The sequence below is a fragment of the Guyparkeria sp. SB14A genome (assembly GCF_005096345.1).
In the GTDB taxonomy this organism is placed as follows: Bacteria; Pseudomonadota; Gammaproteobacteria; order Halothiobacillales; family Halothiobacillaceae; genus Guyparkeria; species Guyparkeria hydrothermalis.
The window spans coordinates 202084-221660 of record NZ_SWAW01000001.1 but is presented as its reverse complement, the minus strand read 5'-3'; the positions used below and the strand labels follow the sequence as shown (position 1 = coordinate 221660).

Annotated in this window: 23 protein-coding genes and 1 tRNA gene; 2 read left to right on the top strand and 22 right to left on the bottom strand. The window is 65.7% G+C overall.

Annotation, left to right across the window (positions count from 1 at the left end; genetic code table 11):
* The 22 genes from nuoL to FAZ79_RS00965 form a co-directional block, all read right to left on the bottom strand.
* Nucleotides 1-1128, bottom strand: a 1128-nt coding sequence (nuoL, locus tag FAZ79_RS01065) for an NADH-quinone oxidoreductase subunit L (protein WP_136866080.1), incomplete at its 3' end; no start/stop codon positions are given.
* Nucleotides 1129-1132: 4 nt separating this feature from the next.
* Nucleotides 1133-1438: an NADH-quinone oxidoreductase subunit NuoK gene (nuoK, locus tag FAZ79_RS01060; RefSeq protein WP_058575727.1), complete on the bottom strand. Its 306-nt coding sequence runs from the start codon at nt 1436-1438 to the stop codon at nt 1133-1135.
* A complete protein-coding gene (locus tag FAZ79_RS01055) occupies nt 1435-2091 on the bottom strand; it encodes an NADH-quinone oxidoreductase subunit J (RefSeq protein WP_136866060.1) in 657 nt (218 codons plus the stop codon). Before FAZ79_RS01055 ends, nuoK begins: the two co-directional genes overlap by 4 nt.
* Before the next feature lie 138 nt (nt 2092-2229).
* Nucleotides 2230-2718, bottom strand: a complete 489-nt coding sequence (nuoI, locus tag FAZ79_RS01050; protein ID WP_136866059.1) for an NADH-quinone oxidoreductase subunit NuoI — start codon at nt 2716-2718, stop codon at nt 2230-2232.
* A 12-nt stretch (nt 2719-2730) separates the two neighbouring features.
* Nucleotides 2731-3750, bottom strand: coding sequence for an NADH-quinone oxidoreductase subunit NuoH (gene nuoH, locus FAZ79_RS01045; protein WP_136866079.1), 1020 nt, complete (start codon nt 3748-3750; stop codon nt 2731-2733).
* Between the two features lie 32 nt (nt 3751-3782).
* Nucleotides 3783-6173: an NADH-quinone oxidoreductase subunit NuoG gene (gene nuoG, locus FAZ79_RS01040; protein ID WP_136866058.1), complete on the bottom strand. Its 2391-nt coding sequence runs from the start codon at nt 6171-6173 to the stop codon at nt 3783-3785.
* A 28-nt stretch (nt 6174-6201) separates the two neighbouring features.
* Entirely contained in the window at nt 6202-7509 is a 1308-nt protein-coding gene (gene nuoF / locus FAZ79_RS01035) for an NADH-quinone oxidoreductase subunit NuoF (protein WP_136866057.1), read from the bottom strand.
* Between the two features lie 4 nt (nt 7510-7513).
* Entirely contained in the window at nt 7514-8011 is a 498-nt protein-coding gene (locus tag FAZ79_RS01030) for an NAD(P)H-dependent oxidoreductase subunit E (RefSeq protein WP_136866056.1), read from the bottom strand.
* Nucleotides 8011-9264, bottom strand: a complete 1254-nt coding sequence (locus FAZ79_RS01025; protein ID WP_136866055.1) for an NADH-quinone oxidoreductase subunit D — start codon at nt 9262-9264, stop codon at nt 8011-8013. The genes FAZ79_RS01030 and FAZ79_RS01025 overlap by 1 nt, the downstream gene beginning before the upstream one ends.
* A gap of 3 nt (nt 9265-9267) precedes the next feature.
* Complete coding sequence (locus FAZ79_RS01020) at nt 9268-9963, bottom strand: NADH-quinone oxidoreductase subunit C (protein WP_136866054.1); 696 nt, start codon at nt 9961-9963, stop codon at nt 9268-9270.
* A 34-nt stretch (nt 9964-9997) separates the two neighbouring features.
* Complete coding sequence (locus FAZ79_RS01015; RefSeq protein ID WP_058575719.1) at nt 9998-10477, bottom strand: NADH-quinone oxidoreductase subunit B; 480 nt, start codon at nt 10475-10477, stop codon at nt 9998-10000.
* On the bottom strand, nt 10468-10824 hold the full coding sequence (locus FAZ79_RS01010) for an NADH-quinone oxidoreductase subunit A (protein WP_136866053.1): 357 nt from the start codon (nt 10822-10824) through the stop codon (nt 10468-10470). Before FAZ79_RS01010 ends, FAZ79_RS01015 begins: the two co-directional genes overlap by 10 nt.
* 135 nt (nt 10825-10959) lie before the next feature.
* A tRNA-Leu gene (locus FAZ79_RS01005) sits at nt 10960-11044 on the bottom strand.
* Between the two features lie 54 nt (nt 11045-11098).
* Nucleotides 11099-11518 (bottom strand): preprotein translocase subunit SecG, encoded by a 420-nt coding sequence (gene secG, locus FAZ79_RS01000; protein ID WP_136866052.1) that lies wholly within the window; start codon nt 11516-11518, stop codon nt 11099-11101.
* On the bottom strand, nt 11518-12285 hold the full coding sequence (tpiA, locus tag FAZ79_RS00995) for a triose-phosphate isomerase (protein WP_136866051.1): 768 nt from the start codon (nt 12283-12285) through the stop codon (nt 11518-11520). Before tpiA ends, secG begins: the two co-directional genes overlap by 1 nt.
* 161 nt (nt 12286-12446) lie before the next feature.
* Entirely contained in the window at nt 12447-12941 is a 495-nt protein-coding gene (gene ispF / locus FAZ79_RS00990) for a 2-C-methyl-D-erythritol 2,4-cyclodiphosphate synthase (protein WP_211238765.1), read from the bottom strand.
* Nucleotides 12934-13428, bottom strand: a complete 495-nt coding sequence (locus tag FAZ79_RS00985; RefSeq protein WP_282097217.1) for a 2-C-methyl-D-erythritol 4-phosphate cytidylyltransferase — start codon at nt 13426-13428, stop codon at nt 12934-12936. Before FAZ79_RS00985 ends, ispF begins: the two co-directional genes overlap by 8 nt.
* Complete coding sequence (locus FAZ79_RS11790) at nt 13394-13729, bottom strand: 2-C-methyl-D-erythritol 4-phosphate cytidylyltransferase (protein WP_282097216.1); 336 nt, start codon at nt 13727-13729, stop codon at nt 13394-13396. The genes FAZ79_RS00985 and FAZ79_RS11790 overlap by 35 nt, the downstream gene beginning before the upstream one ends.
* 95 nt (nt 13730-13824) lie before the next feature.
* Nucleotides 13825-14166, bottom strand: a complete 342-nt coding sequence (locus FAZ79_RS00980) for a septum formation initiator family protein (RefSeq protein WP_136866050.1) — start codon at nt 14164-14166, stop codon at nt 13825-13827.
* A 121-nt stretch (nt 14167-14287) separates the two neighbouring features.
* Nucleotides 14288-15565, bottom strand: coding sequence for a phosphopyruvate hydratase (gene eno / locus FAZ79_RS00975; RefSeq protein ID WP_136866049.1), 1278 nt, complete (start codon nt 15563-15565; stop codon nt 14288-14290).
* Between the two features lie 95 nt (nt 15566-15660).
* On the bottom strand, nt 15661-16509 hold the full coding sequence (gene kdsA, locus FAZ79_RS00970) for a 3-deoxy-8-phosphooctulonate synthase (protein WP_136866077.1): 849 nt from the start codon (nt 16507-16509) through the stop codon (nt 15661-15663).
* Nucleotides 16510-16511: 2 nt separating this feature from the next.
* Nucleotides 16512-18161, bottom strand: a complete 1650-nt coding sequence (locus FAZ79_RS00965; RefSeq protein ID WP_136866048.1) for a CTP synthase — start codon at nt 18159-18161, stop codon at nt 16512-16514.
* 255 nt (nt 18162-18416) lie between these two features.
* Here FAZ79_RS00965 and FAZ79_RS00960 point away from each other — a divergent pair, with 255 nt between their 5' ends.
* Both FAZ79_RS00960 and FAZ79_RS00955 read left to right on the top strand, forming a co-directional pair.
* A complete protein-coding gene (locus FAZ79_RS00960) occupies nt 18417-18869 on the top strand; it encodes a MarR family transcriptional regulator (protein WP_169303507.1) in 453 nt (150 codons plus the stop codon).
* 112 nt (nt 18870-18981) lie between these two features.
* Nucleotides 18982-19542, top strand: coding sequence for a DUF2062 domain-containing protein (locus FAZ79_RS00955; RefSeq protein WP_136866046.1), 561 nt, complete (start codon nt 18982-18984; stop codon nt 19540-19542).
* Nucleotides 19543-19577: the final 35 nt, after the last annotated feature.

The window sequence follows — 19577 nt, the reverse complement described above, 5'->3', positions numbered from 1 at the left end:
CCCCCCCATCTTGCGCATGTCCTGCTCGTGGTGCAGCGCGATGATCACCGAGCCGGCCGCCAGGAACAGCAGCGCCTTGAAGAAGGCGTGGGTCATCAGGTGGAACAGGGCCGGGCTGTAGGCCGACACGCCCAGTGCCGCGGTCATGAAGCCGAGCTGCGAGAGCGTCGAATAGGCGATCACGCGCTTGATGTCGTGCTGGACGATACCCAGCAGGCCCATGAAGATCGCGGTCACGGCACCGATCACCAGGATGAACGACAGCGCGGCGTCGGACAGCTCGAACAGCGGCGAGAAGCGCGCCACCATGAAGATACCCGCGGTCACCATGGTCGCTGCGTGGATCAGCGCCGAGATCGGCGTCGGGCCTTCCATGGAGTCCGGCAGCCACACATGCAGCGGCACCTGCGCCGATTTGCCCATCGCGCCGATGAACAGCAGGATCGCGATCACGCTGATCAGCGACCACTCGACGCCCGGCCAATACTCGACCGTGATGTCGGCCAGCTCGGGCAGCCGCTCGAACACGGTGGCGTAGTGCAGCGAGTCGGTATAGGCGAGGATCGCGGCGATACCGAGCAGAAAGCCGAAGTCCCCCACCCGGTTAACGAGGAAGGCCTTGAGGTTGGCGAAGATCGCCGACTCGCGCTTGTACCAGAAGCCGATCAGCAGATAGGAGACCAGGCCGACCGCTTCCCAGCCGAAGAACAACTGCAGCAGGTTGTTCGACATCACCAGCATCAGCATCGAGAAGGTGAACAACGAGATGTAGCTGAAGAAGCGCTGGTAGCCGGGGTCATCGTGCATGTAGCCGATGGTGTAGATGTGCACCATCAGCGAGACGGCGGTAACCACCACCATCATCATCACGGTGAGGTTGTCGACCAGGAAACCGATGTTGAACTCGAACAGGTCGGAGGCCATCCAGGTGTAGACGGTCCCGTCGAAGGTCGCCAGCCCGCCGAAGACGTGCATGTAGAAGGCGTACAGGGACGCGGCCAGCGCGATCGCCACGCCGATGATGGTGACCCAGTGCGCGCCCGACCGACCGATCTGTCGTCCGAACAGGCCCGCGATGATCGAGGCGATCAGCGGGGCAAGTACGACGGCAAGATAAACCTTTTCCATTGAATCAGCCCTTCATCTCGGTCAGGTCTTCGACGTTGATCGTGCGTCGATTGCGGAACAGCGTCACCAGGATGGCGAGACCGATCGCCGCCTCGGCGGCGGCCACGGTCAGGACGAAGAACACGAACGCCTGTCCGTCGATATCGCCGGAGAAGTGCGAGAACGCCACGAAGTTCACGTTGACCGCGAGCAGCATCAGCTCGATGGCCATCAGCAGCACGAGCACGTTCTTGCGGTTGAGGAAGATGCCGGCGACGCTGATCGAGAACAGCAGACCGCCGAAGATCAGGAACTCGGACAGGCTGATCATGACGTTTCCTTATCCTGGTTGGCTTTGGAGTCGCCCGCGACATCGCCACGGCGCGTCTTGTCGGCATCCAGCTCGGCAATGCGGACGCGATCCTCGGCACGCACGCGCACCTGCGCATCGATGTCCTGATAATGGACCCCCGGCCGACGGCGGTGCGCCAGCGCGATCGCCGCGACGATGGCGACCAGCAGGATGAACGCCGCGATCTCGAACGGGTAGACGAACTTGGTGTAAAGCACCTGCCCGATGGCGAGCGTGTTGCCCGCATCGGCCGGCGCGGGCTCCGGTGACGGGTAGAGTTCCAGGCCGAAGCTTGCCGGGCCGAGGATCAATGCCAGCTCGATAATCATCACCAGCGCGACGAACACGCCCACCGGCAGGTTCTTGATGAAGCCTTCACGCAGCGGGGCGATGTTCACGTCGAGCATCATCACCACGAACAGGAACAGCACCATGACCGCGCCGACGTAGACGAGCAGGAGGACGATGCCGAGGAACTCCGCCTCCATCAGGATCCAGATCAGCGCGGTGGAGAAGAACGTCAGCACCAGGAACAGTGCCGCGTGCACCGGGTTCTTGACCGTCACCACCCGAATCGCGGCGACGACCGCGACCGAGGCGAACACGTAAAAAAGGATCTGATAGAGCGACATGACTATCCTTCTGCTGGGAGCGGGCGCCCGCCCCTGAACCGGTTGACCGTTGTTCCGTTCGTTGTTCGAGGCCGGGGGCCCTGGCCGGTGCGCGACGTTACCACGACCACCGACCCGCGCGCCCGTTGCCTTGATGCCTTATCGGTACGCGGCGTCCGCCAGGCGGTCGGCCGCGATCTGCGATTCGAGGCGATCACCGATTTCCAGGAGCTTGTCCTTGGTCATGATGTTCTCGCCACGATTCTCGAAGTGGTACTCGTAAACCCTTGTCTCGACGATGGAATCGACCGGGCAGGCTTCTTCGCAGAAGCCGCAGTAGATGCACTTGAACAGGTCGATGTCATAGCGCGTGGTGCGGCGGGTGCCGTCCTCGCGCTGCTCGGATTCGATCGTGATCGCCAGTGCCGGGCAGACCGCCTCGCACAGCTTGCAGGCAATGCAGCGCTCCTCGCCGTTGGCGTAGCGGCGCAGCGCGTGCAGGCCACGGAAGCGCGGCGACTGGGGGGTCTTCTCCTCGGGGTACTGCACGGTGTACTTGTGACCGAAGAAGTACTTGCCGGTCACCGACATGCCAAGGAACAGTTCCCACAGGAACCACGTCTTGAAGAAATGCTTGATCGCGTTCATCGCAGGAACCTCTTAGAACCAGGGACCGACTTCGAAGTAGAAGAACGCGCCTTCCACCGCGATCCAGAGGATCGTCACCGGAATGAAGACCTTCCAGCCGAGACGCATGATCTGGTCGTAGCGGAAACGCGGGAACGTCGCGCGGAACCAGATGAAGACGAACAGCAGGAACGAAATCTTGAGCAGGAACCAGACGATACCCGGCACGAAGGCGAACACCGGCTCGAGGAACGTGCCCTGGAAGGGTGACAGCCAGCCGCCCAGGAACATGACCGCGGTCAGCGCCGAGATCAGGATCATGCTGGCGTACTCGGCGAGCATGAACAGCGCGAAGGCGATGCCCGAATACTCGACGTGGAAGCCGGCGACGATCTCGGATTCCCCCTCGGAGATATCGAACGGCGCGCGGTTGGTCTCGGCCACGCCGGAGACGAAGTAGACCACGAACATCGGCAGCAACGGCAGCCAGTACCAGTGCAGGATGCTGCCCTCCTGGCCACGCACGATCTCGGACAGGTTGAGGCTGCCGGAAACCATCAGCACGCCGACCAGGGCAAAGCCCATCGCCAGTTCGTAGGCGACCTTGTGAGCCGCCGAGCGCATGCCGCCGAGCAGCGCGTACTTGGAGTTGGATGCCCAGCCGGCCAGGATCACGCCGTAAACGCCGGCCGCCCCGATCGCCAGCACGTAGAGCAGACCCGCGTTGATGTCGGCCAGTACCCAGCCGTCATCGAACGGGATGACCGCCCAGGCGACCAGCGCGGCGACCAGGATCAGGACCGGCGCGAGGTAGAAGATGAACTTGTTGGCGACCGTCGGGGTGATCACCTCCTTGAACATCAGCTTGAACACGTCCGCGAACGGCTGGAACAGCCCGCGCGGGCCGACGCGGTTCGGGCCGATGCGCACGTGCATGTAACCGATGACCTTACGCTCGGCGAGCGTCAGGTAGGCAACCGCCACCACGATCGGCATCACGATCACCAGCGTCAGCAGCACGTGCACCACGAAGTACTGCCACGACGGAGACATCCAGCCGATGACCGGGGAAAGCCATTCGGTGATCATGCGGCGACCTCCACCTGAATTGCGACCGAACCGGCGCGCGGCGCCAGTTCCCCGGCGTGCATGCCGCTGAACACGATCACGCTACCCGGCGTGACGCGCGGGTCGACGCGAATCGGCAGCTCGACGCGCACGCCGTCCTGCTCGATCGCCGCGGTCATGTCGTCTTCCCAGCCCTCGCGTTCGGCGTCGGTCGGATTGACCAGCACGTGACGCTGCAGCTCGGCCTTCTCGGTGCCTTGCAACGGCGTGGCACGACGGATGACCGGGTCGATGCCGTACATGGCGACCGGCGCGATGCGCTGGTAGGCGCCCGGCTCGGCCTTGGCGGGCAGCTCGAAGCGTGCCTCGGCAAGCGCGGCGGTCTTGTTCTCGAGCGCGACCTCCTGGCAGTGCGTCTGCACCTCGCGGCGCACCTCGGTGACGGCCATGTAGTCAAAGCCGTTGAGGTCCAGGAGGTTGCCCAGTACGCGCAGGATCTTCCAGGCCGGACGCGACTCGCCCAGCGAGCGCACGGCACCGTTGACCGACTGCCAACGACCCTCGCCATTGACCCAGGTCCCGGCCGTCTCGACGGCCGTGCCCATCGGCAGCAGCACGTCGGCGTAGCGCTTCATCGCCGGGGTGACGAAACTTGTGATCGCGACCACGCAGCCGGCGCGCTCGAGGCGCTCGATGGCCGCCTCGCCGGCCGCGGAATCGTGCTCGGGCTCGACCCCCTGCAGGATCATCGCCTCGCAGGGCTCGGCCAGCATGTCGGCGGCGTGACGGCCCAGTCCGACGGCATCGGCCCCACCGGCGGCCCGGTGCGGTACGGCACCGGCCAGCCACGCACCGGCGGCGTTGCCGCCCTGGGCGACGATGCCGAGTTGCGTGCCGGTCAGGCGGGCCAGTTCGGCGGCCACCGCACGAATCGCGGCGAAGTCCGGCGCATTCTGCGCCACCGCACCGAGGAAGATCGCGCCGTTCTCGGCGGTCTTCAGCTCCTCGACGATGGTGGCGGCGTCATCGACCGTCGCTACCGGGTGGTCGGCCAGACTCGCCGGGATCTCGCCGCCGGCGGCCTTGAGCAGTGCCAGCAAACTGCCGAGCTCTCCCCCTTCGGCCACGCGGCTCGGGGCCTGGCGCGCCGGGAAGGTGAGATCCTGTTGGTACGGGTGGATCAGCGTGATCCGTGCCTGGTTGTTCAGGGCCGTCTGGCGCAGGCGGTGGCCGAACAGCGGCACCTCCTCGCGCACCGCCATGCCGACGGTCAGGGCGGCGTTGAGTTCGGCGATCGCCGGGATGTCCATGCCCAGCCACGGCATGACCGGGTCGTCGGCGTCACCGGAGAAGTCGGTCTGCCGCAGGCGGTGGTCGATGTTGTTCGAGCCCATGCCGCGGACGATGCGCGCGGTGAGGTACTGCTCCTCGAGGCTCGCGTTCGGCGAGACCAGCGCGCCCAGCGCGGTCGGGCCCTGCTCGTTGACGATCCGCTGGATTCCCTGGGCCGCGGCCTCCAGGGCCTCCTCCCAGCTGGTGGTTACCCACTCGCCGTCGCGCTTGACCATCGGACGGGTCAGGCGATCGTCGGTGAACAGGCCGGTGTAGGCGTAGCGGTCGCGGTCGGCAATCCAGGTCTCGTTGACCGCGTCGTTGTCGCGCGGAACGGTCCGCATCACCCGCCCTTCGCGGGTGTGGATGTAGAGGTTCGAGCCGAACGCGTCATGCGTGGAGAGGTGCTTGTGCTGGACCAGCTCCCACGGACGGTGCGTGTAGCGCGACGGCTTGGCGGTCAGTGCGCCAACCGGGCACAGGTCGATGACGTTGCCCGAGAGCTCGGAGGTCACGCTCTTGGAGATGTAGGTGCCGATCTCCATCTGGTCGGATCGACCGGTGGCGCCCAGCTCCTTGAGGCCGGCGATTTCCTCGCCGAAGCGCACGCAGCGGGTGCAGTGGATGCAGCGCGTCATGTCGGTCGCGATCAGCGGGCCGATGTCCTTGTCCTTGACCACGCGCTTGGCCTCGGAGTACTGGCCCACGCCCTCGCCGTAGCCCATGGCCACGTCCTGGAGCTCGCACTCGCCGCCCTGGTCGCAGATCGGGCAGTCGAGCGGGTGGTTGATCAGCAGGAACTCCATGGTCGAGCGCTGGGCGGAAATCGCCTTGGGGCTGCGCGTGGAGACCTTCATGCCCTCGGAAATGGGGGTCGAACAGGCCGGCAGCGGCTTGGGCGCACGCTCGACTTCCACCAGGCACATGCGGCAGTTGGCCGCGATCGACAGCTTGCGGTGATAACAGAAGCGCGGGATGTTGATCCCCGCCTTGTCCGTCACCTCGATCAGCATGTCCCCCGGGTTGCCCTGGAGGGTCATGCCGTCGACTTCAAAGGTAATCTGCTCGTCACTCATACCTGGAAACCTGATTGCACGGCCGGCCTTAGGCCGCCTGGGATGCGCGGTCGACCATGCTGTGGCCGTGCTTGATGTAGTACTCGAATTCCGGACGGAAGTGCTTGATGAAGCTCCGTACCGGCGTGGCCGCCGCGTCGCCGAAGGCGCAAATGGTGCGGCCCTCGATCTTGCTGGCGACATCGTCGAGGCGGTCGAGATCCTCGAGCGTGCCCTTGCCGTCGATGATGCGATTGAGCATGCGATACAGCCAGCCGGTACCTTCGCGGCACGGCGTGCACTGCCCGCAGGATTCCTTGTAGTAGAACTGAGCGACACGCCGCAGGGCCTTGACCATGCAGGTGTCCTCGTCCATGACGATCAGCCCGCCCGAGCCGAGGAACGTGCCCGACTTGGCGATCGAGTCGTAGTCCATGTTGGTCTCGAGCATGATCTCGCCCGGGATCACCGGGGAGGACGTGCCGCCCGGGATCACGGCCTTGCACTTCTTGCCGCCGCGCATGCCGCCGGCCATTTCGAGCAGATCGGCGAACGGCGTCCCCATCGGGATCTCGAACACGCCCGGCTTGTTGACGTGGCCGGAGACCGACCAGATCTTCACGCCACCGCTGTTGGGCACGCCCAGATCGGCGAACCACTGGCCGCCGTTGCGCATGATCGCCGGCACGGAGGACAGCGTCTCAGTGTTGTTGACCGTGGTCGGCCGACCGTACAGGCCGAAGTTGGCCGGGAACGGCGGCTTGAAGCGCGGCTGGCCCTTCTTGCCCTCGAGCGATTCGAGCAGCGCGGTTTCCTCGCCGCAGATGTAGGCCCCGGCACCGAGCGAACCGTAGAGGTCGAAGTCGATGCCCGAACCCTGGATGTTCTCGCCGAGCACGCCGTACTCGTAGGCCTCGCGCACGGCCTGCTCGAAGCGCTGGAACACCAGGTCCGAGAACTCGCCGCGCATGTAGTTGTAGCCCTTGGTCGCGCCGATCGCGTAGCCGGCGATCGCCATGCCCTCGACCAGGGCGTGCGGGTTGTTCATCAGGATCTGGCGATCCTTGAACGTGCCCGGCTCGGACTCGTCCGAGTTGCAGACGATGTATTTCTGCCCCGGGGCGTTACGCGGCATGAACGACCACTTGAGCCCCGTCGGGAAGCCGGCGCCGCCACGGCCGCGCAGGTTCGAGGTCTTGACCTCCTCGATGATCAGCGCCGGGTCGGTCTTCTCCTCGAGGATCTTTTTCCAGGCCTGGTAGCCGCCGGAGGCGAGGTAGGCCTCGAGCGACCAGGGCTGCTCGTGTTCGAGCGTGGCAAAGCAGACCGCGGTGGAGCTGACGTAGTTGAAACTCATGGCGTCAATCCAGCTTGTCGAGAATCTCGTCGACCTTTTCAGGCGTCAGATTCTCGTAGTAGACGTGATCGACCTGCATCATCGGACCGCCGCCGCAGGCCGCGAGGCACTCTTCTTCCTTCTTGAGCAGGATCCGGCCGTCGGGCGTCGACTCGCCGGTCTTGATCCCGAGCTTCTTCTCGCAGTGCTCGACGATCTCGTCCGAGCCCATCAGCGAACAGGCGATGTTGGTGCAGACCGAAACGTGATGACGGCCGCAGGGCTTGGTCTCGATCATCGAGTAGAACGAGGCCACCTCGTAGACCGAGATCGGCTCCATCTCGAGGTACTCGGCGATCGCGTCCATCAGATCGACCGTCACGTGACCGTCGTTCTGGTGCTGGACGATCCGCAACGCGGCCAACGAGGCCGACTGCTTCTGGTCCTCGGGGTAGCGCGCCAGCCAGCCGTCGATTTCCTCGCGGCTGTGGTCGGTCAGCAGGTGGAGTTTGCTCTCGGTCATCAGCGGTCGACCTCTCCGAATACGATGTCCTGGGTGCCGATGATCGCCACGACGTCGGCCAACATGTGGCCGCGCGACATCTCGTCGAGCCCCGACAGGTGGGCAAAGCCCGGCGCACGGATCTTCAGGCGGTACGGCTTGTTGGCCCCGTCGGAGACCAGGTAGATACCGAACTCGCCCTTGGGGTGTTCCACGGCCGCGTAGGCCTCGCCCTTGGGCAGGGTGTAGCCCTCGGTGAACAGCTTGAAGTGGTGGATCAGCGACTCCATGTCCGCCTTCACCTCTTCGCGGCGCGGCGGCGCGACCTTGTGGTCGTCGACCATCACCGGCCCGGGATTCTTGCGCAGCCAGTCGATGCACTGGCGGATGATGCGGTTCGACTGGCGCATCTCCTCGACGCGCACCAGGTACCGGTCATAGCAGTCGCCGTTCTTGCCCACCGGGATGTCGAAGTCGAGCTGGTCGTAGACCGCGTACGGCTGGTGCTTGCGCAGGTCCCATTCGACGCCGGAGCCCCGCAGCATCGGGCCGGTAAAGCCCATCTGCAGCGCTCGCTCCTTGGAGACGACGCCGATGTCGACGGTGCGCTGCTTCCAGATGCGGTTGTCGGTCAGCAGGGTCTCGTACTCGTCGACGTACTTCGGGAAGCGGTCGGTGAAGTCTTCGAGGAAGTCGAGCAGCGAACCCTGGCGCGCCTCGTTCATGCGATTGACTTCGCGCTCGCTGTGCCACTTCGAGGCCTGGTACTTGGGCATCGAGTCCGGCAGGTCGCGCGCCACACCGCCCGGGCGGTAGTAGGTCGCGTGCAGGCGGGCACCCGACACCGCCTCGTAGCAGTCCATCAGGTCCTCGCGCTCGCGGAAGGCGTACAGGAACACCGCCATGGCGCCGATGTCGAGCGCGTGCGCACCGAGCCACAGCAGGTGGTTCAGGATCCGGGTGATCTCGTCGAACATCACCCGGATGTACTGGGCGCGCTCGGGGATCTCGAGATCCAGCAGCTGTTCGATGGCACGCACGTAGGCGTGCTCGTTGCACATCATCGAGACGTAGTCGAGGCGGTCCATGTAACCGATCGACTGGTTGTAGGGCTTGCTCTCGGCGAGCTTCTCGGTCGCGCGGTGCAGCAGGCCGATGTGCGGATCGGCACGCACGACGGTCTCGCCGTCCATCTCGAGCACCAGGCGCAGTACGCCGTGGGCCGACGGGTGCTGGGGACCGAAATTCAGGGTGTAGTTGGCGATTTCCGGCATCTATCAGCCCTCGTCGAGGTCAATGTAGCGGCTGTCGTCACGGTGCACCTTCGGCACCAGCACGCGCGGCTCGATCGAGACCGGCTCGTAGACCACGCGCTGCTTCTCGTCGTCGTAGCGCACCTCGACGTGGCCGATCAACGGGAAGTCCTTGCGGAACGGATGACCGACGAAACCGTAGTCGGTCAGGATACGACGCAGGTCCGGATGATCGTCGAACAGGATGCCGAACAGGTCGAATGCCTCGCGCTCGAACCAGTTCACGCCGGCCCAGACGGACACGACCGACGGCACGACCGGGGCCTGGTCGTCCGGGCAGTAGACCCGGACGCGCAGGCGCCAGTTGTGGGTGTAGGACAGCAAATGGGCGATCACGGCGAAACGCGGACGCCCCAGGTCGCCGACGTCCGGCTCGTCGCCGAACTTGAGCCAGCCGCTGGTGTTGGGCTCGACGCCACGACTGTAACCGGTGTAGGAAACCGTCTCTTCGCCGGCCCACTCGTCGCGGCCGTACTCGAGGTAATCGATGCCACAGATATCGACGCACTGCTCGAAACGCGTGGCCTCGCTCGACTCGAGTCGCTGGGCGACCTCGCGCCAGTGCTTGGCCTCGACCTCGATGGTCAGCTCACCGCGATCGAAGGTCTGATCGACGATGTAATCGCCGATGGTTTCCTTGAGGGCCGTTTGCAGGTTCATGTGATCAGGCTACCCCTGTGCTTGCCGGTACCCGTCAGGCACGCGCGATGGTGTTGGTGCGACGGATCTTGTTCTGCAACTGGATGATCCCGTACAAGAGCGCTTCCGCCGTCGGCGGGCACCCGGGCACGTAGATGTCGACCGGCACGATCCGGTCGCAGCCGCGCACCACCGAGTAGGAATAGTGATAGTAGCCGCCGCCGTTGGCGCAGGAACCCATCGAGATCACCCAGCGCGGCTCGGCCATCTGGTCGTAGACCTTGCGCAGCGCCGGCGCCATCTTGTTGACCAGGGTGCCGGCCACGATCATCACGTCGGATTGACGCGGACTGGGGCGGAACACCACGCCGAAACGGTCGAGGTCGTAACGGGCCGCACCGGCGTGCATCATCTCGACGGCGCAACAGGCCAGGCCGAAGGTCATCGGCCAGAGCGAGCCGGTGCGCGCCCAGTTGATCAGCTTGTCGGCCGAGGTGGTGACAAAGCCCTTCTCCAGAACGCCTTCTACTCCCATTCCAGCGCCCCCTTCTTCCACTCGTAAATGAAGCCGATCACGAGCACGCCCAGAAAGATGGCCATGGCCGCGAGCCCGAAGCCGCCGATGTCCTCGAGCGCGACGGCCCAGGGGAACAGGAAGGCGATCTCCAGGTCGAAGATGATGAACAGGATGGCGACCAGGTAGTAGCGGATGTCGAACTTCATGCGCGCGTCTTCAAAAGGCGCGAAACCGCACTCGTACGCATCCAGCTTGGCCGCATCCGGCCGATTGGGTGCCAGCACCTGGCCGACGACCAGGAGACCCAGGGAGAACAGGGTGGCCACACCGAAGAAGATCAGGATGGGAATGTAGCCTTCAAGCATCTGACACCCTCTTGCTCGAAACCCGGCCGGTCGATCCCGACCGGTTTTTTCTGCGCGTTCGACTGCCTTGCGCGCGCCGGGAGAAATCACCACGGCAACGTACAAGAATAACGAATCGAACCGGAAAAGTGTGTTTGGTGCGGACGGTGGGACTCGAACCCACACGGCTTTCGCCACTACCCCCTCAAGATAGCGTGTCTACCAGTTCCACCACGTCCGCTTTGGTTGTCACCGGATCATCGCTTGATCCGGCCGCAACGGCGATTGCTCGCCGTTACTGTCCGGGCACGTCCGACGGCGATTGGGTGCTGCCGTCTTCCTGCCCAGAGGGTGCCGCCGAGTTCGAGGATGGGACGTCGGTCGGCGTGCCTGCCGGCTTGTCGGACGGGGTGCGTCCGTCTTGCTCTGGCGCGTTCCCGCTCTCGGAAACGGGTGCAGAATCTACCACGCTCGAGGGCTCCTGGGAAGTGTTAATCACGTAGGCAAGCAACAAACTCGTGCCGAAAAAGGCCACGACCATCCAGCCGGTGACCTTCTGCAGGGTGTTTGCCGGCCCACGGGCCCCGTGAACGGTGCCAGACGCGCCCGAACCGAAGGCGGCGCCGGCATCCGCGCCCTTGCCATGCTGGATGAGCACCAGCCCGATCAGGGCCAGCCCCAGCAGCACGTGGATGATGATTACGAATGTGGTCATTAGTTACCTACCGTGTCCGCCGCGGCGCGGCAGATTCCCAGAAAATCCTCGGCCTTGAGCGATGCCCCGCCGATCAGGCCGCCGTCGATGTCCGGCTGCGCGAGCAGGTCCGCGGCGTTGCCGGGCTTCATCGATCCGCCGTACTGAATACGTACCGATTGGGCGATGCCCGCGTCGTGATCGGCCAACTGACCGCGGATGAACGCGTGCACGGCCTGGGCCTGCTCCGGGGAGGCCGTCCGGCCCGTGCCGATTGCCCAGACCGGCTCGTAGGCGATCACGATGCGATCGAAGGCCTGGATACCGTTGCCGCTGATCACGGCCGCCAGCTGACGACGCACCACCGCTTCGGTCTCGTCGGCCTCGCGCTCCTCGAGCGTCTCGCCGACGCACAGGATCGGGGTGAGTCCCGCGGCGAGTGCGGCCTTGACCTTCTCGCTGACGATCTCGTCGGTCTCGCCATACATGGCACGACGCTCGGAGTGACCCAAGATCACGTAGCGGGCACCGACGTCGGCGAGCATCGGCGCGGCCACCTCGCCGGTGAACGCCCCATTCTCGTGCTCGGAACAGTTCTGTGCGCCGACGTCCAGCGCGGTCGATTCCGCGAGCCGGGCGACCTGCGGCAGATAGACGAACGGGGGGCAGACGGCCACGTCGATGCCCTCGAGCGCCGGCATGCCGTCGAGCACGCCCAGCACCAGCGATTCGTTGTCGGCCAATGCGCCGTTGAGCTTCCAGTTTCCTGCGACGATCGGTTTACGCATCCGATGGTTCCACTTGAAATGTTCGAGAGCTAGATTCGAGAGTTCGGTTATCGAAATCGTATCGATATCGATTGCCCCGGGACACAGCGACGCGAGTTGCGTACCCCGCCCCCGGAAACGGGCGACAAGCCTACTTGGCCGCCCCCCATAAATCAATCCGCCTACGGGTGGCGAGCGAGCATCGCGACCGCCTCGGCGGCGATGCCCTCGCCCCGCCCGGTAAAGCCGAGTTTCTCTGAGGTGGTCGCCTTGACGTTGACCTGAGCGACCGTCCAGCCGGCCGCCGCCGCGATGGTCTCGCGCATCGGTTCGATCCAGGGTGCGAGCGTCGGTGCCTGGGCGATCACGGTGGCATCCACGTTGACGAGCTGCCACCCCTGCTCACCGAGCAACCCGACCACGCGCCGCAGCAAATCGCGACTGTCCGCCCCCTCCCATGTCGGATCGGTATCGGGGAAGTGCCGGCCGATGTCGCCCAGCGCCGCGGCGCCCAGCAGGGCATCGCAGATCGCGTGCAGCAGCACGTCGCCGTCCGAGTGCGCGCGAAAGCCACGATCGAACGGGATCCGGCGGCCACCGATCCAGAGGTGATCCCCCGGCTCGAAGGCGTGCACGTCGAAGCCGTGCCCAATCCGCAACGCAAACGGGTCAGTCATCCAGCACTCCCTGTCGCCGGAGGATCGAGCGCGCGATGCCGAGATCCTCCGGGTGCGTAATCTTGAGATTGTCGGTGGCACTGTCCACGACCCTTGGGGCCAGGCCCAGCCGTTCGACCGCGGATGCCTCGTCGGTGATCTCCGCCCCCGCGACCAGCCCCTGCTCGATCGCCTCGAGCAGCACCCCGACCGGGAACATCTGCGGCGTGAGCGCGTGGCGCAGGATACGACGATCGACCGTTCCGGTGACCCGCCCGTCGGCATCGACACGCTTGATGGTGTCGCGCACCGGCGCGGTCAGCAGGGCGCCCTCCGGGTAACGTGCGGCGTCGAGCAGTCGCTCGAGATCGCCGGGCGCCACGCAGGGCCGCGCGGCGTCGTGCACCATCACCCACTCGCCCAGACCATCGGTCAGGCCGTCGCCCTGCCCCGGCGACAGGCCTGCCCAGCGATCACGGAAGACGGCCAAGCCGTTGCGTACGCTCAACGCCCGGCTCGCCCCCCCCGTCGACACGGTGGATGGGCACGCCGACCACGTCGGACGACGGCATCAGGTCCTCGGGCAGCGATTCACTGGTGACCAATACCACGCCGGCCAGCCCCGGCAGCCCGGCAAATCGTGACAGGGTGATCTCGAGCACCGGTCGCCCGCCCAGTCTCAGGTACTGCTTGGGCGTCTCTCCCCCCATGCGGCGACCAAAACCGGCGGCCGGCACCAGCAGCCACCAGCGCCCTGCCTCGCTCGGGCTGACCGCCGCCGGCGGCAGCGGCGCGGCCGCAGCGCTCATCGCGCCCCCGTGCCGGGCATCTTGACGGCGGCTGAGGAGAGTGCGAAAAGCAACGGGCTCATGCGGGCAACGGGTACGCGAGAATCACACATGACTCAGTCGGCGATGGCCGGATGGGTCACGCGTGCCGGATCGACCGCAGGCGGCGTGATGGTATCGGGGCGCACGGCCTCGACCACCTGATAGAAGTGCTCGTTCTCTCGGACCAGGCCGAGGGTCAACCGGGCCTGCGCTTCGACCGCGTCGACCCCTTCGCGCAGGCTGTCGACCTCGGCCACCAGGGTCTCGTTGCGCCGCTCGAGACGCGTCTGCTCGGCCTGCAAGACGGCAAGACGCTCCTGCTTGGCATTCACCTCACCCACGGACGCCTCGCTGAACCAGACCCGCCATTGCAGGCCGGCCACCATCAACACGAGGATGACGGTCAGCAGGCGCACAGGACGCTCGGCGAGTCCGTCGACGGCACCGCATACACCACAATCCGGCAGGATTCGCGTTGTGGCATCGATGATGTCAGGAGCATGGAGTCAGTGCGTCCCGAAGGCCTGGACCGAGACCTTACTGGCCAAAGGCCGCGCGGCCCGGGAAGCGGGCCTTGTCGCCCAGACGCTCCTCGATGCGCAGCAACTGGTTGTACTTGGCGATCCGATCGGAACGCGACAGCGAACCGGTCTTGATCTGGCCGGCGTTGGTCGCCACGGCCAGATCGGCGATGGTGGTGTCCTCGGTCTCGCCCGAACGGTGGGAGACGACGTTGGTGTAGCCGTTCTCCTGCGCCAGGCGCATGGCGGACAGGGTCTCGGTCAGGGTGCCGATCTGGTTGACCTTGACCAGCATCGAGTTGGCGATCTTGCGCTCGATGCCTTCGCGCAGGATCTTCTCGTTGGTGACGAACAGGTCGTCACCGACCAGCTGGCACTTGTCGCCCAATCGCTCGGTCAGCAGCGCCCAACCATCCCAGTCGTCCTCGGCCATGCCGTCCTCGATCGAGAGGATCGGGTACTTCTCGACCCACTCGGCCAGGAGATCGACCATGCCGGCGGCATCCAGGGTCCGGTTCTCGCCGGTCAGGACGTACTTGCCGTCCTTGACGTACTCGGAGCTCGCCGCGTCCAGGCCCAGGAACACGTCCTTGCCCGGGGTGTAACCGGCCTTCTCGATCGCTTCCATGATCGCCTCGATCGCCGCCTCGTTGGACGGCAGGTCGGGGGCGAAGCCGCCCTCGTCGCCGACGGCGGTGGACAGGCCGCGTGCGGCCAGCACCTGCTTCAACGCGTGGAAGACCTCGACGCCGTAGCGCAGTGCCTCGGAGAAGCTCGGCGCGCCGGCCGGGATGATCATGAACTCCTGCATGTCGATGGAGTTGTCGGCGTGCTCGCCGCCGTTGATGATGTTCATCATCGGTACCGGCAGGGTCACGGCCGCGTCGCCGCCGAGGTAGGAGAACAGCGGCTCGCCGCGCTCGAGCGCGCCGGCCTGGGCGGCGGCCAACGAGACGGCGAGAATGGCGTTCGCGCCCAGGCGCGACTTGTTCTCGGTGCCGTCGAGCTCGATCATCGTGTTGTCGATGTCGGCCAGCGAGTGGACGTTCATGCCCTTGACGGCGTCATTGATCTCGCCGTTGACGTTGGCCACCGCACGGGTCACGCCCTTGCCGAGAAAGCGGTTCTTGTCGCCGTCACGCAGCTCGATCGCCTCGCGGGCGCCGGTGGAGGCGCCGGAGGGCACGATCGCCCGGCCCACGATGCCGCCGGCCAGGTGGACCTCGGCCTCGACGGTGGGGTTGCCGCGTGAATCGATCACTTCGCGTGCGTGCACTCGCTCGATGGCTGCCATGCAGTGTTCTCCTGATCTTGATGTTCGGTTGAAATGGGGTGGCGAGCCGGCACCTGGCCGGCCCGCTCAACAATTATCTTGTGGCAACGGCCGGTTCAGTCCGGCAGGCCCAGCCGCGCGTTCTCCGGGAAGCCCGAGGCCTTGACCGTGCGATCGAGCGTGGTCAGCGTCAGCAGCAGGTCGGCCATCTCGTCGAGCGGCCAGGCGTTGGGCCCGTCGGACAGCGCCTTGTCCGGATCCGGGTGGGTCTCCATGAACAGCCCGGACACGCCGGCCGCGACCGCGGCGCGCGCCAGCACCGGCACGAACTCGCGCTGACCGCCCGAGGCCTTGCCCTGCCCGCCCGGCTGCTGGACCGAGTGGGTGGCATCGAAGACCACCGGCGCACCGGTCTGGCGCATGATCGCCAGGCCGCGCATGTCGGAGACCAGCGTGTTGTAGCCGAAGGACACGCCGCGCTCGCAGACCATCACCTGGTCATTGCCGACCGCGCGGGCCTTTTCGACCACGTTGGCCATGTCCCAGGGCGCGAGGAACTGGCCCTTCTTGATATTGACCGGCTTGCCCTGACGGGCGACGTTCTGGATGAAGTTGGTCTGGCGGCAGAGGAAGGCCGGCGTCTGCAGCACGTCGACCACCGAGGCGACCTCCTCGAGCGGCGTGTCCTCGTGAACGTCCGTGAGCACGGGCAGGTCGAACTCGCGCTTGACGTCCTCGAGGATCGCCAGCCCCTTCTCCAGACCCGGGCCGCGGAAGCTTTCCGTGGACGACCGGTTCGCCTTGTCGAAGGAACTCTTGTAGATCAGCCGAATACCGGCGGTTTCTGCCATTTCCTTCAAACGGCCAGCCGTTTCCTGCGCGAGACCCGCCGACTCGATCACGCAGGGACCGGCGATCAAAAACAGCGGCCGGTCCAGTCCGACCTCGAAATCCAGGAGCTTCATCGTCATGCGTCGTCCAGGGCCTCGGCCTTGCCCACTCGCTGGGCATGGGCCGCGTTGACAAAGGCGACGAACAGCGGATGGCCGTCGCGCGGCGTGGAACGGAATTCCGGGTGGAACTGGCAAGCGAAGAAGAACGGGTGACCCGGCAATTCGACCGTCTCGACCAGCTCGTTCTCCGACGACCAGCCGGCGAACACCAGCCCGGCCTCGGAGAGCGCCTTCTGATAGCCGTTGTTGAACTCGTAGCGGTGACGGTGACGTTCGCTGATCTCGTCCTGGTCGTAGATGCGGTGCGCCAGCGTGCCCGGCTCGATGCGGCAGCGTTGCGCGCCCAGGCGCATGGTGCCGCCCATGTCGACGTCCTCGCTGCGCTCGATCAGGTTGCCCTCCTCGTCGCGCCACTCGGTGATCAGCGCGATCACCGGGTGTTCCGTCTCACGGTCGAACTCGGTCGAGTGCGCCCCCTCGAGGCCGGCGACGTGACGGGCGTACTCGATCACGGCCACCTGCATGCCCAGGCAGATACCCAGGTAGGGCTTGCCGGACTCGCGCGCATACTTCACGGCCGCGATCTTGCCCTCGACCCCGCGCGAGCCGAAGCCGCCCGGGACCAGGATCGCGTCCATGCCCTCGAGCCGGGCAATGCCGTCATGCTCGAAGGACTCGGAGTCGAAGTAATGGATATTGACCCGCGTGCGGGTCTGGATGCCCGCGTGCAGCAGCGCCTCGTTGACCGACTTGTAGGCATCGACGAGATCGACGTACTTGCCCACCATCGCGATGTCGACGATCCGGTCGGGCTTGGTCTGCGCCTCGACCACGCGGTCCCACTCGGACAGATCGGCCGGGCCGGCGCTCAAGTGCAGCTTTCTCAGCACGGTCTCGTCGAGCTTCTGCGCGTGCAGCAGGCGCGGGATGCGGTAAATGGTGTCCGCGTCGATCGAGGAAATGACCGCGTCGTGCTCGACGTTGGTGAACAGCGCGATCTTGCGGCGCTCTTCCTCCGGCAACGGCACCTCGGCGCGACAGACCAGCACGTCCGGCTGGATCCCGATCGAACGCAACTCCTTGACCGAGTGCTGGGTCGGCTTGGTCTTGACCTCGCCGGCCGCCTTGATGAACGGCACCAGGGTCAGGTGCATGAAGATGGCGCGATCGCGCCCCATCTCCACGCCCAGCTGGCGAATCGCCTCGAGGAACGGCAGGGACTCGATGTCACCCACCGTGCCGCCGATCTCGATCAGGGCCACGTCATAGCCCTTCGATCCCTCGACCACACGGCGCTTGATCTCGTCGGTCACGTGCGGAATGACCTGAACGGTACCGCCGAGATAGTCCCCGCGACGTTCGCGGCGAATGACTGTCTCGTAGACCCGACCGGTGGTGAAATTGTTGCGTCGGCCGACCGGCGAGCGCACGAATCGCTCGTAGTGACCGAGGTCCAGGTCCGTCTCCGCGCCGTCGTCGGTCACGAACACCTCGCCATGCTGGAAGGGGCTCATCGTGCCGGGGTCGACGTTGATGTAGGGATCGAGCTTCATCAGCGTCACGCGCAGCCCACGCGATTCGAGCAGCGCCCCCAGCGAGGCGGCGGCGATTCCCTTGCCCAGTGACGAGACGACCCCACCGGTAACGAAGACGAACTTGGTCATTAACGAACCATTTCCAGACGAAGTAAGAGGCGGGCCGACGGGCCCCGTTTCAAGGGCCGGATGGTACCGCAAACGCCCTGGGCCGGCAATTGGCGCCACCGTGTCATGGCCGCCCCACCCCATCCGCCGAACCCGCCCCCAAGCCGGGTGCGCCCGACGGCTTTTTTCTCAGCCCCGCGCCCGCCGGGATGGCGAAATCGGCCGAGTAATGCGACCATACGGATGTTTGATTCCCATGACAGCCGGCACCAGTCCATGACCCAATCTTCCGACCCGGTCCAGCAACGCGAAGACGAAATCACCCGCCTGGTTTTCGACGTCTCCAGGCTGTGGCGCGTGCAGGTCAATGAAACCCTGAGCGAGTTCGACCTGACCGCCTCGGCCTGGGCCGTGTTGCGCATCCTGCGCGACGAGGGCGAGGGACGCACGCAGAAGGAACTGGCCGGTGAGCTGGCCATCGAAGGCCCTACCCTGGTCAAGCTGCTCGACGGGCTGGAAAAGGGCAACTGGATCGAGCGGCGCATCTCGGAGGTCGATCGGCGCGCCAAGACCATTTGGCTCCGGCCCGAGGCGCACGCGCGCATCGAGGCCGCCGACAAGGCGCTCGCCCGTTTCCGCCACAAGGTGCTCGGCGAGCTGACCGACGAGGAAAAGCGCGATTACATGACCTTGAGCCGCAAGGTCCGCGACCTGCTCAAGAGCCTGTAATCCGGATTATCCAGGCCGTGGCCGACGGGCGAGGATGGCGGCGAAACCCGGCTAACGCCGGAATCACCGCCCCGCCCGCGCCACCGGCAAGCCGACGTTTGACGAGGCCCGAATGCCACGCAAGTTCTTTCGTCGCCTGACACCCAGCCGCCACCGGATCGTCAACCAGCCGTTCCTGCGGCCGGTGGCCCAGTTCCTCGGCGACCCCAACCTCTGGCACCTCAACCGCCGCTCGGTCTCCGGCGGGGTCGCCCTCGGCCTGTTCCTCGCCTTCATCCCCCTGCCCGGCCAAATGCTGATCGCCGCGGTCGGCGCCATCGCCATGCGCGTCAACATCGCGTTGGCCGTGGCCCTGGTCTGGACGACCAATCCCCTGACCATCCCGCCCCTGCTCTGGCTCGCCTACCAGGTGGGCGCGTTGCTGACTGGCGCCTCGCTCGATCCGCCCACCGGCGAACAGGGGGCCATGAGCATCGGCTACGCGATGAGCCAGCTGCCCGTGATCTGGCTGCCGCTCGGCGTAGGGCTGGTCACCCTGTCCTTCGTCAGCGCCCTGATCGGCTTTGCCACCATTCGCCTGCTGTGGCGACTGAATATCGCCGCCCACAAGCGCCGCCGGCAGGCCCAGCGTCGTCAACGGCTGCGACAGGCCCGCTCGAACCAGCGCCACTGACTCCCCGCATTGGCCTCGGGCCCCGCCCCCGCCTG

What these genes read in the sequence shown, in the direction of transcription:
- FAZ79_RS01015 (WP_058575719.1), bottom strand. Translation starts at nt 10,477, where the DNA reads ATGGGAGTAGAAGGCGTTCTGGAGAAGGGCTTTGTCACCACCTCGGCC.
- kdsA (WP_136866077.1), bottom strand. Translation starts at nt 16,509, where the DNA reads ATGAAGCTCCTGGATTTCGAGGTCGGACTGGACCGGCCGCTGTTTTTG.
- ispF (WP_211238765.1), bottom strand. Translation starts at nt 12,941, where the DNA reads ATGACTGACCCGTTTGCGTTGCGGATTGGGCACGGCTTCGACGTGCAC.
- nuoH (WP_136866079.1), bottom strand. Translation starts at nt 3,750, where the DNA reads ATGTCTCCGTCGTGGCAGTACTTCGTGGTGCACGTGCTGCTGACGCTG.
- FAZ79_RS11790 (WP_282097216.1), bottom strand. Translation starts at nt 13,729, where the DNA reads ATGAGCGCTGCGGCCGCGCCGCTGCCGCCGGCGGCGGTCAGCCCGAGC.
- FAZ79_RS00965 (WP_136866048.1), bottom strand. Translation starts at nt 18,161, where the DNA reads ATGACCAAGTTCGTCTTCGTTACCGGTGGGGTCGTCTCGTCACTGGGC.
- FAZ79_RS00955 (WP_136866046.1), top strand. Translation starts at nt 18,982, where the DNA reads ATGCCACGCAAGTTCTTTCGTCGCCTGACACCCAGCCGCCACCGGATC.
- nuoK (WP_058575727.1), bottom strand. Translation starts at nt 1,438, where the DNA reads ATGATCAGCCTGTCCGAGTTCCTGATCTTCGGCGGTCTGCTGTTCTCG.
- secG (WP_136866052.1), bottom strand. Translation starts at nt 11,518, where the DNA reads ATGACCACATTCGTAATCATCATCCACGTGCTGCTGGGGCTGGCCCTG.
- nuoG (WP_136866058.1), bottom strand. Translation starts at nt 6,173, where the DNA reads ATGAGTGACGAGCAGATTACCTTTGAAGTCGACGGCATGACCCTCCAG.
- tpiA (WP_136866051.1), bottom strand. Translation starts at nt 12,285, where the DNA reads ATGCGTAAACCGATCGTCGCAGGAAACTGGAAGCTCAACGGCGCATTG.
- nuoF (WP_136866057.1), bottom strand. Translation starts at nt 7,509, where the DNA reads ATGAGTTTCAACTACGTCAGCTCCACCGCGGTCTGCTTTGCCACGCTC.
- nuoI (WP_136866059.1), bottom strand. Translation starts at nt 2,718, where the DNA reads ATGAACGCGATCAAGCATTTCTTCAAGACGTGGTTCCTGTGGGAACTG.
- FAZ79_RS01020 (WP_136866054.1), bottom strand. Translation starts at nt 9,963, where the DNA reads ATGAACCTGCAAACGGCCCTCAAGGAAACCATCGGCGATTACATCGTC.
- FAZ79_RS00960 (WP_169303507.1), top strand. Translation starts at nt 18,417, where the DNA reads ATGACCCAATCTTCCGACCCGGTCCAGCAACGCGAAGACGAAATCACC.
- FAZ79_RS01010 (WP_136866053.1), bottom strand. Translation starts at nt 10,824, where the DNA reads ATGCTTGAAGGCTACATTCCCATCCTGATCTTCTTCGGTGTGGCCACC.
- FAZ79_RS01030 (WP_136866056.1), bottom strand. Translation starts at nt 8,011, where the DNA reads ATGACCGAGAGCAAACTCCACCTGCTGACCGACCACAGCCGCGAGGAA.
- FAZ79_RS01055 (WP_136866060.1), bottom strand. Translation starts at nt 2,091, where the DNA reads ATGTCGCTCTATCAGATCCTTTTTTACGTGTTCGCCTCGGTCGCGGTC.
- FAZ79_RS01025 (WP_136866055.1), bottom strand. Translation starts at nt 9,264, where the DNA reads ATGCCGGAAATCGCCAACTACACCCTGAATTTCGGTCCCCAGCACCCG.
- eno (WP_136866049.1), bottom strand. Translation starts at nt 15,565, where the DNA reads ATGGCAGCCATCGAGCGAGTGCACGCACGCGAAGTGATCGATTCACGC.